This window comes from Aliifodinibius sp. S!AR15-10 (genome assembly GCF_031569985.1).
Lineage (GTDB): Bacteria > Bacteroidota > Rhodothermia > Balneolales > Balneolaceae > JAMQKA01.
The window spans coordinates 1-16,926 of the sequence record NZ_JAMQKA010000074.1 but is presented as its reverse complement, the minus strand read 5'-3'; the positions used below and the strand labels follow the sequence as shown (position 1 = coordinate 16,926).

Sequence of the window (16,926 nt, the reverse complement as noted above, 5' to 3'; positions counted from 1 at the left end):
ACGGCCCGATTTTCGGGCTAAAACCAACGGATATGACTATGGATATCGAAGTAGTAGAAATTTTTTGGCCCTACAAAACCACAAATTAAGAAAAATCCGAAAAGAGCAAGTAATTCAAAGCCCCCTATGTCAACATGTTATACGGATGCGCATGGGCCATAATATGCTAATATAATATCAAAATCGTACTTCTAAGCCCAGAAACGTGTCTCCACCCATTTACGGATAATATTATTATGTTATATCTTTGTTGATATAAGTATAAGTTATATACCATTCTAAATTATGCCAAAACAAGTAATTCTTGTCGGTAATGACATCAACAATATTAACAACAATTATGAATGGTCGGATCTTATCGACAATCTAATAGATTTAGTTGGGGCAACGGGAAAAATTACATACGACGAAAACAAACCTTTTCCACTCTTATATGAAGAAATTTATGTAGAAGCGGAAAAAACTAAGATCTACGATGAGTCTGCAATTAAAGATTTTATCTCAAAAGATGTCGCTAAACTTGTAGCAAATGATATTCATAGGCGAATAATAAATCTTGACATAAATAATATCTTAACTACAAACTATGACTTAACACTTGAGCAGGTTCTAACCAACGCTTACGATTCATTAAAAAATAAAGGTTCTGTTAGAGAGAATCTTTATAGCATATTTCGCCATTATCAAATTAATGATAAAAGAATTTGGCATATCCATGGCGATGCAAATTATTCTTATAGCATTACTCTGGGTTACGAACATTATAGCGGATATCTCCAGCAAATGAGAAATTATATCGTAACTGGAACTGGAAGCTCTTACAAGAGAAAATTCCCTCCTTTAAGAAAAAGACTTAACCAAAATCTTTCAGAATTTCATAGCTGGTTAGATTTCTTCTTTACTCATGATGTCCACATAGTCGGTTTAAATATGGATTTCGTTGAAATACACCTTTGGTGGCTACTTACCTACAGAAAAAGAGCTATAATCAGAGAAAAAATGCCTGTTTCTAACAGCATTTTTTACTATTACCCATCTAAGTTAAAAGAGAAGATTGAGAATAAGATTGATTTGCTAAATAGTGTTGGCGTTAAATCCAAACCACTTAAATATGACGAAGAAAATCGTTCAATTTATTACAACAAAATCATAGACCAAATAGAGAATGGTATATAACCAGCGCTTCAAGCGCTTCAACTCGGACGCACCTCGCCTGTTCCCTGCCTGTTTTGTTTTCTGGGCACCAACTAGTAAACTGCAATTGAATTCACAAGAGTCCGTGCGCCGGTTAAGCGCAATGTCGTTAGCTGTTCCACTTTTTAATCCTAAATCAAGAGTTATGAAAAAAGATCAGAGTGAAAGCATTGCACCATTTATTTGGATTTTAATTGTTGTAGTACTCATACAAGTTTTTGGTGCCATAACAATTATATACTCATTTGATTCTTGGGGTACTCGCGGTTCATTTGGCGATATGTTCGGTGTGTTAAGTAGCATCTTTACTGGTTTAGCTTTTGCAGCTGTAATTTACAGTCTTTATCTGCAAAGAAAGGATTTAAAAATTACTCAGGAAGAACTTAAGCAATCGGTAAAGGCTCAGAATGAGCAAGCTGAATCCTTGAGAGAAACTGCTCTTTTAAATGCTCTCACTACTTTAGTCAGTAGTTACACTGAGCTATCGTTGCATAAAAACAAGGCTGAACGTCGTCCATTTGCAGAAGAATATGACCCTAAAAGAGATAAAAGCTTAGAAGAGTTAGAAAAGAAGTTTCAGGAGCTTGTCGATGGAAACAAAGAAAAAAGTCAAAATTAAACCTGAGTAGGTGGCCAGCTAACCGGCGCTTCAACGGGACGCGCCTCGCCAGTGCCTGCTCGTTTTGATTTTACGTGCGCCAAATAATAAACTGGAAATTGAATAAACGCTAATTTGCGCGCCCGTTAATCGCAATGTCGTTAGCAGCATTAATAATTACTCATATGTCATTTGAAAAAAAATTAAATAAAAACGCAGGAAAAATAATCCAAATTGGCTGTATTAGTTGTTCTAATGAAACGAACCATGAGATTCTAAGTTCGGTTGAATTAGAAGGTTCAGAGCCAATTGAACCAAATTTTGATATTTGGTGGTCTCAGGAAAGTCAGATTCTACAATGTAAAGGCTGTGACTCGATAACTTTTCGCCAAATTTCTTCTAATTCTGAAGATACTGAGTTTAATGGAAGGCCTCGTAAACATGAGGAGCTATTTCCCAATAGGTCTGAAGGAAGAGATCCAATGGATGATGAACATCTTTTGCCATCAAGTCTTCATCGAATTTATATGGAAACCATTTCTGCATTGAATAATAAACAACCTGTTCTTGCAGGAATCGGAATTAGGGCAATTATTGAAACTGTAACTAAAGACAAAGACGCTCAAGGGAACAATCTTAAACAGAAAATCGATGGGCTTGTTGATCAGGGCTCACTTACAGAAGATGGTTCTAAAACTCTTCATAAGTTGAGAGTGCTAGGAAATGAATCTGCACATGAAGTAAAAGCTCATGAACCCAAGGAATTAAATTTGGCTTTTGATGTTGTTGACCATCTTCTTAAAGCAGTTTATATCATTCCTCACCATGCAAGTCAAACTTTCAAATAGTTGTGGCATGCTGCTAACCGCATTAAGCGGACGTGCCTCGCCCTTCCCTGCCGATTTTTGATTAGCCAATTTCTGTAGTACATTTTGTTTTAAAATCAACGTTGGCCTGCACGCAGCTTATGCGCAATGTCGTTAGCTGTACTAAACTAATTTAATTAACTATCATGTTGAGTTCAGAAGAAGCTGAAAATTGGAAAGACTTTGTCCCGGAAAAGATTACATTTTCTGCAGCATTATTTTTTAGTGAGCAAAATAGAATTGAAGGTCTACGCTGGTACTTTCTTGCATCAGATACCCTATTGAAAAATAATCTAGATTCTGTAAAAGATAATTTTATAACTCTCTTCCAAAATGCTAATCATGAAGTAACAGATATACTTGCTCAAAATATGGACCAGAATGCTAAGAATATTTTTGATAGTACAAGTTATCAAGTAACAATTGGTCAAATGATATATAGCAGAGCTGTTGATAATTTTATTACATACTTAAAAGATCTTCTTGCAGAGATTGTTAATTCTAAACCCGAAATCTTAAAATCTAAAGAAAAAGAATCTCGAGATTTTATCCTTTCATTCGATAGTTTGGATGATTTAAAATCAGCAATAGCAGAAAAGAAAATTGAAACACTTTTCTATGGAGGTATTAAAGATATTGTTGACTTTTTTAACAATACATTAGGTTTTGAATTATTTTCCGATCAACAACAATTTGAAAAAGCTCAACTTTCCACAAAGTTGAGAAATCTAATTGTTCATAATCGTGGCAGGGTCAATAATCAATTTCTTAAAGAATTTCCTAATTATGAATACGAAGAAGGAGAGCTATTAACTTTTGAGTGGCAAGATATATCTGAAATTGATTTATTTTTTCAACGCATCATTAAAAGAATTGACTCTGCAATGGCTGAAAAATTTGATTTAGAATTGTATGATAACTTCCCTGAAATAGATGAAAGGTTAAAATAAGTAAGCCTAACCCCTTTAAAAAGGACTTTGTCAAGGCATAGTCCTCACCCATCGCTTTTCTTTTCCTTCCTCCGTAAATCCTCAATTATTTAACCTGTAACTGGCGACCGGTTTAGGTGATCGTAGTCGGATTACCTGTCCTCCAAAGCCTTGGCCGGCAGAGCTGCCGGCATCCAAATCCTTTTTCGTACTACCAATATTCATCAGCAAAGTCACAAGTAAGAGATACTTAATTTATGTAAGTTGTTGTTTTGATTGTAGATATATGCCCGAATATAGTTTGTGTTCAGAGGGGATCGGATATTCATCGTGCAATACTGGGTAGCTGCTTAATATTGCAGTGCAGGAGACATCTCGATTAACAACTTGTGAGAGGGGATGAAAATGAAACAGGTAAAAGGGAAAACCGCCCTGATAACGGGCGCTTCACGCGGTATTGGATTACATATTGCTCAAACACTTGCCGAAAAGGGGATGAACCTGGTTCTAACAGCACGATCTGCTTCAGCATTAGAGCAAGCGGCCGACGACGCCAGGGTTCATGGGGTAAGTGTTAATTGTATAGTTGCAGATCTGCGCCACCGAAGTGAGGTGGAAAACCTGGCGAAACGAGCCGAATCCGAATCTGACGGTATCGCTGTACTCATAAATAACGCCGCGATCGAATCAGCGCTGCCATACGACAAAGTTGATCTTCAAATGATCGAAGAAATGGTCAGGGTGAATTTAACTTCACCCATGATACTCACACGGCTGTTGCTTCCTTACATGATACAGCGGGGCCAGGGCCATATCGTACATATCTCATCAGTTTCTGGCTTGGTCGGCACACCCTATGAGGAGGCATATGGGGCGACAAAACATGGACTTGTAGGATTTTCAAGGTGTCTTCGGCTAACGCTGGAATCTGAAGGTCACCCGATCGGGGTTTCTGTAATATGTCCGGCATTTGTAGAGGACGCGGGTATGTATCACGAAGCCAGCACCAAGAGTAATGCAACAGCTCCAGTGATGATGGGGACGGTACCTCTGCAGAAAGTTGGTGCAGCAGTCGTAAAGGCCATTATCAAGAATAAACGAGAGGTTGTACTCACAGGGAAACCTATCATACCGTTCTTACTGACACAAACAATCTCACCTAAACTTGCCGATAGAATATCAGCTTTCATAGGCGTATCTGCAATGTTCAAGAAGTGGGCGGAAACATCACTTAAATCGACTCGCCAAATAAAGAGCTAACTTATGCCGGACGCGTTTAGCGGTTGAGTTATGAAACCATAAATTCACAATAGAACCTCTCAGTCATCCTGAACTTGATTCAGGATCTGGTAAAGATGACAAACGTTGATAATGAACCGAAATAGAATCAACGCATATGCCCTTGCGAGATCCTGCATCGGAGTGCAGGATAACTGAGAGGCATTTTCTAATCGCTCAACGCGTTATACCAGGTAAATGCTCTAAAGGCTCGTGGGATGGTGGAAGCAAGTGATCTTTATAAAATTGAAGGAAACACTGGCATGCGCCCGTCAAGCGCAGGGTCGTTATACCACCTTCAATGATATCAATTCAGGAGACATGACTTGAAAAAAAGAACAAAAAAAGGTTCATCCAGGAATTTTCTCAGTGCTGGCATATTATCCATATGTGTTATTATTGTCTCACAACCTTTGTTGGCTAAACCTAATGACCAAGAAATATTTTATACCAATACTGATTCTGCAGTAACTATTGATGGGGAAACAGCAATTGAAAGTATAAGAACGTTCGCCAAACTGTATGGATATGTTAAGTATTTTCACCCAAGTGACGAAGCTAGCACTATCGATTGGGATCGTTTTGCAATTTATGGAGTTGAGTATGTAAAAAATGCAGCCAGCCAGGATGATTTGAAAACCAAGCTCACGGATCTATTTCTTCCAATTGCTCCAACAATTCAGATTTATGTAGCCGATGAACAACCTCCCATTCCTGCTGCCATACTAACACCTCATGATACAACTGGCCTTAAGCTGGTGGCATGGCAACACAATGGTTTTGGGTTTGGAGATTACGGTCGTTTTCAAAGTATTCGCCTTAACCGCCCCGCTGAAAATCCTGCCGAACCGCTCTTCGAGGAACACCCAGCAGCAGGTGAAGTAGTAGATCGGGTACTTGGTAATGACTTGGCAGCTCAAATACCGCTTGCTCTTTTTAGCAAAGATGGACAGACCTTGCGACCTGAAGAAGCTCCTTCATCAATGCAATTGGTAGAGCAGTTAAAATCTATCCCTTTTGATACCTTAACTGGAGCCAATGAAAACCTCAGCTACGCCAATGTTGTGATTGCCTGGAATGTTTTTCAGCATTTTTATCCCTATTTCGATGTAGTGAACGTTAACTGGGACAACATCCTTTCCGAGGCACTTCTTAAGGCGTCCAATGATCGGACCTCCGAAGATTTTCTCAATACACTAAAGTGGATGGTCGTTCAATTGCAAGATGGGCATGGCAGTGTTCGACTTCAGGATATTAACGAGTTTGTTAGATTCCCATTCAATATCCGTGAGATCGAGGGGAGGCTCATGATTACAGCAGTAAGCTTAAATTTGGAAGAGGAGACGTGTTTCAAACAGGGCGATATCATCACTTCAATTAATGGAAAACCTGCTTTTAAATGGTTCCAAAATCAAAAAAGACTCATCTCAGGTACGCCACAATGGAAAACAGCCTTCGCCCTGAGTGAGTTAAACTATGGTATGCCGGGTGAACAATTTACATTTTCCCTGAATCGTACTGGGGAATCAATCAACTGTAAAGTTACCCGAAAGAAATATCCAACCATTGAGTTCAAAAGTCTCGAGCCGATTGATGAAATCAGTACGGATATATACTACGTCAACCTCACCAAAGCCTCATTTGAAGCCATAGAGAAAAAGGCAGACTTACTTGCTTCGGCAAAGGGAATCATTTTTGACCAACGTGGTTACCCTTACCGAAATCATAGAGTATTACAATTTCTGTCAACAGGTACGCTTAGATCGGCACGATTCATGGTGCCTCAAATAATCTATCCTGATCAAATGAATATAGCTGGCTACGATACTACCGGGCGTTGGTTTATAGAACCTAAGGAGCCGCATTTTGCCGGCAAGAAAGTATTTCTAATAAACAAAAATACGATTAGTTATGGTGAAACTGTCATGGGAATCGTAGAGCATTATAAGCTCGGTGAAATTGTGGGTGAAACTACCGCAGGTGCTAATGGGAACGTAACCAGATTTACCTTGCCCGGGGGTTACAAAGTCTGGTGGACAGGCATGCGGGTAGTTAAACACGACTACTCACAGCACCACTTGGTTGGTATCAAACCTACTGTACCAGTTGAACGAACGATAGAGGGTGTGCGGGAGGATAGAGATAAATACATAGAAAAGGCTTTGGAGCTAATCGAGGCATCAATTAATCGTTAAAAGCATGTACTTCAATATTTGTTGGTGGTATAATCTCAAGCGCTTCAAGCTAGAAAGGCCTCACCGCCTTTTGCCCACCTCCCATTTTATAGTTAATCATTAGTGTCCGGGGAAATTAATCTTTCATGAAAAAGATGAGGTTTAAGTTCACCACATCGCATTTTTGGAAAGGGATCCAAAATGAACCTTTTTGCAAACAGGCTTCATATAATAGACCAGCCTCCGGTGAATTTTTTGGTTCGTTTTTTCTTCACTGAAAAAATGAACAGTAGGAATGAGAAGTAGGGCAATTTACCGGGCAACAGTAATAGTTAATCTTTTATTTGTAAACAATTCAACACTCCGGCACCTCAAGCGCCAGGTCGTTATACAAATCTTACTAAAAACTTTAGGTATGAACTTTTAACTTCCAGTATGGGAAAGGTTGGTATGATAGAACGGATGGCAAGAAAATCATCATCCATCATAACATTTGCAGGACTCTTCCTGGCACTCCCTGTACCGGTATTTTACAATCTAACTATTCGACCATTTCTTATTGCAGATCAAACAAATCTTGAGCTGGAAATTATTATCGGCTTAATAGTAATGTGGATGCTAGCAATTGGGGTTGTACTCCTAACCATTCGAGCCGAAAACCGTGGGCTTCACTCAATCGGATTCACATGGCCATCCCGAAAAATCATATTTCAAGCTCTTGGTTTAGGAGTAGTGTTTTCGTTGGCAGTCCCTTTGTTATCGCTTCTGACAAGTACTTTGCTCCCATCAGAGGAGATTGGTTCGATAGAATCCGCAACCCAAATCCCATGGTGGCTCATGCTGTTTAGTGTGCTTACGGCTGGAGTTACTGAAGAAATTCTTTTCCGAGGATATGCCCTGGAGCGCCTTTTTGAATGGACCGGCAGCAAATGGTTTAGTTCCTTTATCTCTCTTGCCTTCTTTACAGCAGTACATGCCACTGGATGGAATCTAAATCATATAGTTGGAGTCGTTATTCCACTGGGAGTTGTACTGATAGCCCTGTATTGGTGGCGGAGAAATGTAATTATGGTGATGATCGTACATACTATGATCAATTTGCCGTTAGTTTTTATGGCCCTCGGCAGAGAGACCTGAACACAGTCCCGGAAACTGTTTGTATAACAAGTAGATTAACGGGGGACAGGCCTCTCCGTTGGTAACCAGGCGAATCAATATATAGGTGGTAACTATGAGTTTATGGTACAAGATTCTCTACCAGATTGGTGTCACACCTTGGGAGGAGGATCCCACTATCGGTGCAGCAGCGGAGCAGATTTCTGCACTATTCGACCGTGAAGAAAACGAACGCCAGCCCCCTTTCGGCCAAGCGCTAGATCTTGGGTGTGGCAGCGGTATCTGGTCCGTCCAACTAGCGATGCGTGGGTGGCAAGTTACGGGTGTTGATATTGTCTCGAAGGCGATACGCCAAGCACGTAAACGGGCAAAGACCGCCAATGTGGAGGTGCGATTCATTCAAGGAGACGTGACTGCGCTCCGTGCAGTTGGTATAGAACCCGGTTACCAATTCATAGTAGACTTTGAGTGTTTCAATCACTTAAACGAAGTGCAGCGCAAAGCGGTCGGTCATGAGGTGAGTGCAATCGCAGTTCCTGGCGCTACGATGCTTATGTTAGTCTGGACACCAGGTCGGAGAGGACCGCTGCCACCGGGAGCAAGTCGTAGTGAGATCGAGGTGGCATTTCCAAGATGGAGCATCATACAAGAGGATGGCTATGTTGCTCAGTCAGCGTTACCACCATGGCTTAAGAACGTTAACCTCTGCTTCTATCGACTCCGCCACGATATTTGATAATTCGACAAAAGGCTGTATCACGCGCATTAACTCGGACAGGCAACGCCGATCCTTGCTACTTATGGCTTTTTATCTTTACGTTCATTTTTAAACAAATTAACATTCTATGTGTGTGCAGCTTATGCGCAAGGCCGCTAGGCCTCTTCAAAAAAACCTGTAAAATGGCATTAGCAGTAGTTAACTACCCAACCTTATCAGAATCAGATTTTCAATGGATCCAGGATATACGGAAAGAGCACGATAACCTTTTTTATGGTGTCGTTGAGCCTCACTTTACCCTTGTTTTTCCAACTGAAAATATTGGGCTTGGCTCATTCACAAGTCACGTAAAAAATGTCGCGTCAAAATTTAATTCTTTTCAATTTATTTCTCGTTGTGTTACTGTTGGCGATCCGGATTTTTGGGATCATGCACATGTATTTATGATTCCCGATGAAGGGTTTAGTGAAGTGGTTAAATTGCACGACGCATTTTATACTGGTATTCTGGAATCCGAATTACGATTGGACCTGCCGTTTGTTCCCCATATTGGAGTAGCTAGCGATCCCAGTCCTGAAAAGTGTAAGAATATTGTAGACCAAGTAAACCAACAAGATTTTGAAGTAAAAGGGATAGTTGAAAAGCTGGACATCATCGAGTTTGATGGTGAATCAACAAAAACTATTGAACAAATAGTATTATAAACCCTTAGAGGCCTAACCAGGCAGATTAAGCTGACGCGGTACGGTCTTTCGGATCGGTCGGTGGCCCCGCGGAGTGGTTCCCTGGTGCTGGTTGTGCCCATCTTTCTAATTTTCCAACTATAATACTATGTTACGGTCTTGTTTTTTAACCCGCACATTAAGGGGACGCGCCTCGCCAAGGCTTGCCACTTTTTGGGCTTTTTAACGCACCGTTCGTTAATTATCAAATAAACGTGAATCCGCGCGTACTTAAGCGCCAGGTCGTTATGGCAGTTCCACGTGATTATTTTAAAATTTAAGTTCCAACAATCAACCATCCAACTATGACCGGTACATTTATGAACCTGACCAGAACAGCCACCCTCTCCTCAATACTCGTATTCGTTACTTCCGTGCTTGTCTTTGCTGCATCCGCCGTGGCGCAGGACGGGACAATCTACCCGCTTGAAGCCCCTGACGAGCCGAACGCCATTCCACTCGGCACTGGTGGTGTCGAGGGGCAGACAGCGCCCGAGACCTGGTTCCGCCAGTGGGGCGACCCGATGGCGCGGAACATCTCCACTGCAACTCTCACTCCTTTCCTGCCCGAACCGGACAAAGCAAACGGCGCCGCCGTCATTGTGGCGCCCGGTGGTGGTTTCAGGTGGCTGTCGATGGGCAATGAGGGCTGGGAAGTTGCAGAGGCACTTGTGGAGCGGGGAATCGCCGCCTTCGTGCTCAAATACCGTCTCCGCCCGACCCCGGAGTCCCTCGACGGATTCAGAGAATCGATGAATCAAACCTTCGCCGCCGCTGATTCTTCCAGCACTTCGCAAGACGAAGAACCGCCGAGTCCGCCTATACACTGATCGTCGAGAGGGCCGAGGTGTGGGGCGTCGATACCGATCGGATAGGCATGATCGGCTTTTCGGCAGGTGCCGGTCTCACGATGCACTCTACGCTCAACTCCCAGACCATGGATCTGGCCTTCATCGGTCCAATCTATGGCGGTATGGGCCCGGTTGAGGTACCGAAGGACGCTCCGCCTATGTTCAATGTTATTGCCACCGATGATTTTCTTTTCCGCGGTCAGTTCGGCGTAATCAAGTCTTGGTTCGAAGCGGGCGTGCCGGTCGAGTTTCACCTTTATCAGAATGGCGGCCACGGTTTCGGCCTTGGGAATCTGAACCGCACCAGCAATCGCTGGTTTGATGCCTTTATGCATTGGCTGGAAGTGAACGACTTTCTTGCTGCCAATTCAGGAGAATAAAATCACTTGGAACTGCTATAACAACGGTTCAACGCGGACTTGGTCACTGCATTCGTAAAGGCCACCATAAAAGGGGGGATTTTCTTATACTATACTATGAAAACAATTATAATCCCGGTGATAAAAGGGGGCACTGTTGCATTGATCCTTGTTGTGCCAATCTGGTGGCTACCTATCTTCTTACAGCAGGTTATTCCCGACTTCTGGCTTGCAATGATGACTGTGCCGCCCGTAATACTGGGCAGCTACATCGCGGCGAGACGGACGCCTCGTCCTATACTTGCCGGTGTACTTACGGGACTCGTCTCAGCGCTGATTATTGCTACAGTTGGCCTGTCAACTGATGAGTTGTGGGTACTCCCCATAATAATTTGTTTCGGAGGTGCCTCGGGTGCTTTAGGTGCCTATGGTGCAATCAGGGTGGGCAAACGAGGTCTTTGATCGGTGTGAGGAATTGCTTTCCAATCGCCTTGGCTTACGGAAAAATGGCCTTTGGAACAGTGCACACAGTTAGTTAACAGACCCTAGTTTGACTCGGAAATATGTCGGATATTAAAGTCAAATTCACTCTTGAATGCATTTAGTAGCGGGATGGTTGAAGGGGATTTCAAAGTCCCTGCAGTGCTATTCCGTGTCCCGGTACTAAGAAAGCCGATAGCTATGAACTTTTACCAGGATAAACCCATCATCCCTCAGCGTGTGAAGCGGGCCTATATGTGTTACATATGGATTGCCTGTGCCGTCTGGTTTGAGACGATTGTGTCAATGCTGCCACTTGATTCGGATGCAAGACAGTTCATCTTCATGCTCCTATGGATCCCGGTGGTACTGTCGATACTTGGTGCTACTCTCATGGCTTTGACCTACTCTGTCAAAGAATGGAGAGAGTGGCCTCTATTGGTCATGATGGCTGTTTTAGTTGTAATGGCTGTCATTTTTCTCGCGCTTGATGTTCGTGGTATGGGAAGCAGTGATATAAACATTGGTTGGTACGTGGCGGGATCAGCTATACTCATTCTGCTGAGTCTTACCCGATATATTACCCGCCTTAGGTCGGCCTAGGAGTCTGTCGGATTTAGGGAATTGTAACGAGAATCAGCCAAATTCGGATGGTTCACAGTAGATTAGGATAAGTCCGACAGACTCCTAGAATGGTTATTCGCAGCAACGCCTCATCTGGTAGCTGTAGGGGACGCAACCATTAAAGATACCGGGCAGACGCACACCAGGTAGTGACACCTCGAAAAGAAATTTTACCGGGATCTAATAACATAGTTTCAGTTACGTTTATACCAGATATATCTGGTATTGCAAGTTAGTGTCAATCAGATGGTGGTTGAAATGAAATTTTCTGTCTCAATCTATCTTTCAATGTTACAAATATGAACGTTCAAATCGTTGATCATTCCAAGAGTACAAGTCACCACTTTGCATATCTCTGTTTTGTGCCTCCCGTTCTTATAAGCATAGTGTCAGGATTGTCAAAAATAATTACAATGGATACCGGTACAGCGGGAGGAATTGGTTTCCTTATACTTATACCTCTTGCACTTCTTGCCCTCATCTCCATTCCTGCCGGCATCATATTATCTATGAAATATCGCAAAGACTATGTCCTTCTGTTTCTGGCATTCATAACCATTCTTTACGTTGTGGAAATAATGACCGAGGCAGGAACCGCACAGTTTTATAATCTGACACTATCCCTATATGGTATTTCCGGTATTATGTTTGTGGCTTCATGGTTTCTGTTTAGAAGGAAAAGATATTATCCTGTACACTAAGAGCTTTGCTTTGAACCAATCCAGTATTTCAATGATGTATTTACGAGGACAAATACATCGAATATAAGTTCATTTGGGGTATACCAAGCGCATTTGAGGTTAGAGGCCTCGCCGTTGATGGCCAGGTCAAGGTTTTATACCTAAAATATAACTACAAAATGATTTACGTGAGTCCTCCTGTATCTAGCCCGTATTTCTCACAAGTATTTGGGCTAAATTTATGTAACTTAATGGCAGGCAGTGACTTATATCATATTCGATGGCAAAATAATTGTAACAGGGTGTAAAACGCTGCGAAATTTTCCCCTCAGCTTCGTTGAAGGGGAAATTGCCTGCTCAACGTACCAGAGTACGTCTACGCGGCCATTTCCCCTGCGCCTTGTTGTAGGAAAAATTTCTTGGTGAGAAATCCGGGCTAAACCCTTAAAATAAGGTTTTGTCAAGGGCGGAGTCCTCACCCATTTTTTTCTCATTCATACCCAATCCTTCGTTTTATTAGTACCAAATGGAATTAACGCTGGACTGTAGGCCCGTTAAGCGCAGGGCCGTGTCACTGCTCTTGGTTACTTGCTTTTTAAATATTAGTTCGCAAAGTTGGATTTATATTACAGATAGCAACCCATTTCATCATCTAAGAAGGCTTACCTTTAAATATTTATCAGTTAATGAAATGGGGAGGCATTATGCATAGTCCAAAGCGATGGTTGTTTGCAGCAATTCTATTGTGTCTTTTAACTCTATCATCACAGTTGTTTGCCCAGCAGTCACAAGAAGCTCAGAGGATGGATATGATGGTAGGAACCTGGGAATACGACAATTTGGAGGGAGAAGCCACTTGTGAACGGCTCGGTGAGCTTGTTCTACATTGCTGGAGTTCATGGACCAATGATGAGGGGGAAACCGCTAAAGCGGTATTCATTAATAGATATGACCAAGAGGCAGAGGTATACAAAATTAGCCGGTTTACAGCGGTGGCTATTCCGATTCAGGATTCGGGTGGGTAGATGGCAATACCTGGACCTTTGTCTATGATGGACCCGAGGGAGCCCGGTATAAAATGACCAACGTCATCTCAGTAGATACCTGGACCTACAAGTGGCATACGTCCACCGAGGGAAGTTCCTGGAAAGAAGGCAATGAAGGTTCGCTGAAGAAGGAGGAGTAACTACTTGGGTTTGGCAGGAGTATCGCTTTAGTCAGTACACTGTTTCCCTTGCATGCAGTATAACAAGCACTCGGAGGGAAACGTGGTCTCGTCATTGGCCTGGTTACCAGGAGACCGAATCAGTAGACTATTAATAATCACTAAATTCTGCGCAGCTTAGCGTAGGATCGTTTAGTACCTTTAAAAAAATATCGGAGGATGCCATGATCAAACGCTCTCAGTTTTTGCCTTCTTTATATAGTATAATTGTTACTTCTCTACTCTTGGTATTTGGCGTTCAAGCAGGGGAAGCCCAAACCCTAAAGGCCGTATAGTTGATCAAGTATCACAAGAAGATATGAAGATCCTTGAAGTAGGAGACGTTCCAGGCCATTCAGTCATGCTTGTCCAGGCAAGAGGTCTCGCATTCCTGGAAAACGGTGACGTGGCTGAAGTAACGGCTACAGAAATAATTGACGATACAAAGGGGGAAGCAACATATCAGGGATATGAGATATTGACCTTCGAAGATGGATCTAAGGTCCTGAGTAAGTTTGAAGGTAACAGTACGACCAGCAAAGATGGAAAGTTCGTCGACTTTGAAGGTACATTCAGCTACACTGGAGGAACTGGTCGGTTCGCAGGTATTGAGGGTAGTGGTACACATGAAGGGAGAAATCACGCATCGTCTGGAGCAGGGTTCTATGTTAATTTGAGGGCACCTACACGCTTACCTCTAACTGAAAGCGAGCGCAATTAAGCGGACTTGCCTCGCAAGACCGTTATAGGCAAATGAACCAATTCACTTAATGTAATGTATTCACAATGAGAATTCTGAAACTTTCACTTATTGGACTTTTTTTGATAGGGTGTGTGCGCACTGAATCTGAACTGACTGATACCAAAAAAGAGCTCATAGCGGAAGGGGTCACTGAATCGATGCAAAGTTATATGGCAGCAATCAATGCAGAAGATGTAGAGGCAGTGATAACCCACTATGAATCTGATTCTCAGTTTTCTGTGGTATCTGACGGTCAGTTCTTTTCGTTCGACGAGTGGGTGTCTGGTGTACGAACTCAGTGGGCCAGTATTAATGAAGCGGCAGGAGACTGGGGCCGTATAGCCATTACGGTCCTTGACCAGGATGTCGCACTCGCCTTTGCCCCTTACCACTTGACCTTCACCGATACTGCAGGAGCTTCGATTTCCCATAACGGCGTTGTCACTTGGGTCTGGGTTAAACGTGGTGATACGTGGAAGATGATTCACGGTCATACACGAAATGAACCTATGGAGTCCCATAAGCTCTATTGACCAGACACAAATGCATAGTACGCCTAACAAAATCCTGGAGCAGAGGGTTAACTATTGAAGTGATAATGGGTATGATGGCTCTGGAAGCTGAGTATGACCATTAAACGAAATATTTATGAATAAGCGACTAGTAAAAATTACACTGGTGTCAATATTAACTGTTGGGTTAGTGGTTGCAGCATTCTATTGGAATGAAGCCTGTAAGGAGATTGTATTCCTTTGCGGAAACTTCAAGAAAGGTGTTCCTGAACAGAGTGTGCACAGGCAGCTTGATACCGGGAATTTACTGAGATACCGCACTGAAAAGCTGGCTTCCGGTAAACGCATCATTGTAGATAGCGCCTATAACCTATCATTGTATAAATGCATCATTGATATTGACGAAAGTGGCTTGGTAATAGAAAGTCGCATTGAGTAAGTCCGTCATCAATACTATCCAGGACCTGTTAACACTACTTCGAACATTCGGTATGTACTTGTTGGGGGTAGCATCCGGAATACAAATAGTCTTGTATTTGTACGATTTCTATGACGATGGTATAGCTGACTATAAATCACTGTTAATTGTAATAATGATGGTTTTAATCTCATTGGGATTTATCTTTTTTACCAATAGAAACGTCAGTTGGATGTGACATCTGTCATCAGGAGGGATGAGAAAGAATCCCGAAAATCCTTTAATACTGTCCATCCTGACGCCAATGGGTGAACTGTGATATTAGATGATCTTACATGCAAGATCATCGGCCATCATTAAAGCCTCCTCGCGATGGCAGTTATTATTTAAGTATTTCTTATATCGAACTCAGCGTTATATAAGCAAATGTCCCAAAATTAAATGAGTATAGGGTGAAATAATAACTCGTTCTCCTTCGCACTGAATACATCCGATGAGTCACTTTTACCTGTGATTGTATTACTGCAAAGACGTCTAATACTTGCGTAACCGTGGTATATAAAACTGTCATCGCGTCAGCTCAGCTGTCTGATTGGGGTGTGGCGCCCCCTTTGGCTGGCTATGGCGGTATGTGTAGGGGATTGCCGTACTCCACTCACTTTGTTCATTAGGCTCGCAATGACAACCATATTGTTTCAAGCCTTCTTACCAATAATTATCCATAAGTTCTTGTTTTTAAACAGATTATTTGTCTAGTTAAGTACAGGGGTAAATGAGAGTATGGTTCAAATCTTTGTCTACAGTAGGCCTACCTTGGTTTGCAAGGACATATATTGAATTCATTTATCGGAGGAACTGTCGTGAATACTCGCTCCCAAGCTATCAGCACCCCTTTAATTCTCATCTTCTTACTATTTGCTCTTCAGCCATTAGCAAGTGCACAACCGTCATGCCTTACCAATCTTGAAACATCAGAGGTTAATGGTACTGTGTTTCATTACATAGAATGTGGACAAGGCGAACCGGTGATATTCGTCCACGGCACTCTCGGAGATTATAGGTCTTGGATTAGCCAGGTAGGGCCATTTTCTGAGGAATATCGTGTAATCTCATATAGTCGACGGTACCACTATCCCAATCCATGGCCGAAGAATACCTCAGATTTTTCAGCAACAATTCACGCAAAAGATCTTGTTGCATTTATTCAATCTTTAAATCTGGGAAAAGTCCATCTCGTAGGCCATTCATATGGAGCCCTGACTTCCTTGTTGGTAGCCCGGGACAATCCAAACTTGTTCGTAGTTTAACCCTGGGAGAACCGCCCGTAATGCCATTACTAGTGTCATTACCACTAAATAAAAGGGGTAAATGTGATTGGGTTTTTGTATTTTTCGAATAAAACATCATGGATAAACTCACCTTTCCCGACCTCTCTCAACAAGTCAAAGATCAACTCCTTAC

17 protein-coding genes and 1 pseudogene are annotated in these 16,926 nt (G+C 42.3%); all 18 read left to right on the top strand.

Annotation, left to right across the window (positions count from 1 at the left end):
• Window positions 1-285: 285 nt before the first annotated feature.
• The 18 genes and pseudogenes from NC796_RS25325 to NC796_RS26935 all read left to right on the top strand — a co-directional run bounded on the left by NC796_RS25325 (window position 286) and on the right by NC796_RS26935 (window position 16,772).
• Entirely contained in the window at window positions 286-1,176 is an 891-nt protein-coding gene (locus tag NC796_RS25325) for an SIR2 family protein (RefSeq protein WP_310688616.1), read from the top strand.
• A 163-nt stretch (window positions 1,177-1,339) separates the two neighbouring features.
• The gene (locus NC796_RS25320) at window positions 1,340-1,813 is read left to right on the top strand and encodes a hypothetical protein (protein ID WP_310688615.1); all 474 of its coding nucleotides are present in this window, start codon (window positions 1,340-1,342) and stop codon (window positions 1,811-1,813) included.
• Window positions 1,814-1,977: 164 nt separating this feature from the next.
• Window positions 1,978-2,640, top strand: a complete 663-nt coding sequence (locus tag NC796_RS25315; protein ID WP_310688614.1) for a DUF4145 domain-containing protein — start codon at window positions 1,978-1,980, stop codon at window positions 2,638-2,640.
• A gap of 164 nt (window positions 2,641-2,804) precedes the next feature.
• On the top strand, window positions 2,805-3,608 hold the full coding sequence (locus NC796_RS25310) for a hypothetical protein (RefSeq protein WP_310688613.1): 804 nt from the start codon (window positions 2,805-2,807) through the stop codon (window positions 3,606-3,608).
• A gap of 384 nt (window positions 3,609-3,992) precedes the next feature.
• Window positions 3,993-4,847 carry an SDR family NAD(P)-dependent oxidoreductase gene (locus tag NC796_RS25305; RefSeq protein ID WP_310688612.1) on the top strand — a complete coding sequence of 285 codons (855 nt, stop codon included), beginning with the start codon at window positions 3,993-3,995 and terminating at the stop codon, window positions 4,845-4,847.
• Window positions 4,848-5,191: 344 nt separating this feature from the next.
• Window positions 5,192-7,060, top strand: coding sequence for a S41 family peptidase (locus NC796_RS25300; RefSeq protein WP_310688611.1), 1,869 nt, complete (start codon window positions 5,192-5,194; stop codon window positions 7,058-7,060).
• Between the two features lie 414 nt (window positions 7,061-7,474).
• Window positions 7,475-8,176: a type II CAAX endopeptidase family protein gene (locus NC796_RS25295; RefSeq protein WP_310688610.1), complete on the top strand. Its 702-nt coding sequence runs from the start codon at window positions 7,475-7,477 to the stop codon at window positions 8,174-8,176.
• Window positions 8,177-8,270: 94 nt separating this feature from the next.
• The gene (locus tag NC796_RS25290; protein ID WP_310688609.1) at window positions 8,271-8,891 is read left to right on the top strand and encodes a class I SAM-dependent methyltransferase; all 621 of its coding nucleotides are present in this window, start codon (window positions 8,271-8,273) and stop codon (window positions 8,889-8,891) included.
• Between the two features lie 164 nt (window positions 8,892-9,055).
• A complete protein-coding gene (locus NC796_RS25285; protein ID WP_310688608.1) occupies window positions 9,056-9,577 on the top strand; it encodes a 2'-5' RNA ligase family protein in 522 nt (173 codons plus the stop codon).
• Window positions 9,578-9,915: 338 nt separating this feature from the next.
• Window positions 9,916-10,826: pseudogene (locus NC796_RS26940) on the top strand (alpha/beta hydrolase).
• A gap of 117 nt (window positions 10,827-10,943) precedes the next feature.
• Window positions 10,944-11,267 (top strand): hypothetical protein, encoded by a 324-nt coding sequence (locus NC796_RS25270; protein ID WP_310688605.1) that lies wholly within the window; start codon window positions 10,944-10,946, stop codon window positions 11,265-11,267.
• A gap of 219 nt (window positions 11,268-11,486) precedes the next feature.
• The gene (locus NC796_RS25265; protein ID WP_310688604.1) at window positions 11,487-11,888 is read left to right on the top strand and encodes a hypothetical protein; all 402 of its coding nucleotides are present in this window, start codon (window positions 11,487-11,489) and stop codon (window positions 11,886-11,888) included.
• Between the two features lie 320 nt (window positions 11,889-12,208).
• The gene (locus NC796_RS25260) at window positions 12,209-12,610 is read left to right on the top strand and encodes a hypothetical protein (protein WP_310688603.1); all 402 of its coding nucleotides are present in this window, start codon (window positions 12,209-12,211) and stop codon (window positions 12,608-12,610) included.
• A gap of 788 nt (window positions 12,611-13,398) precedes the next feature.
• A complete protein-coding gene (locus NC796_RS25255) occupies window positions 13,399-13,614 on the top strand; it encodes a hypothetical protein (protein ID WP_310688602.1) in 216 nt (71 codons plus the stop codon).
• Between the two features lie 498 nt (window positions 13,615-14,112).
• The gene (locus tag NC796_RS25250; RefSeq protein WP_310688601.1) at window positions 14,113-14,514 is read left to right on the top strand and encodes a hypothetical protein; all 402 of its coding nucleotides are present in this window, start codon (window positions 14,113-14,115) and stop codon (window positions 14,512-14,514) included.
• Window positions 14,515-14,579: 65 nt separating this feature from the next.
• Window positions 14,580-15,068, top strand: coding sequence for a DUF4440 domain-containing protein (locus NC796_RS25245; protein WP_310688600.1), 489 nt, complete (start codon window positions 14,580-14,582; stop codon window positions 15,066-15,068).
• 115 nt (window positions 15,069-15,183) lie between these two features.
• Window positions 15,184-15,486 (top strand): hypothetical protein, encoded by a 303-nt coding sequence (locus tag NC796_RS25240; protein ID WP_310688599.1) that lies wholly within the window; start codon window positions 15,184-15,186, stop codon window positions 15,484-15,486.
• Between the two features lie 839 nt (window positions 15,487-16,325).
• Window positions 16,326-16,772 carry an alpha/beta fold hydrolase gene (locus NC796_RS26935; protein WP_409070422.1) on the top strand — a complete coding sequence of 149 codons (447 nt, stop codon included), beginning with the start codon at window positions 16,326-16,328 and terminating at the stop codon, window positions 16,770-16,772.
• Window positions 16,773-16,926: the final 154 nt, after the last annotated feature.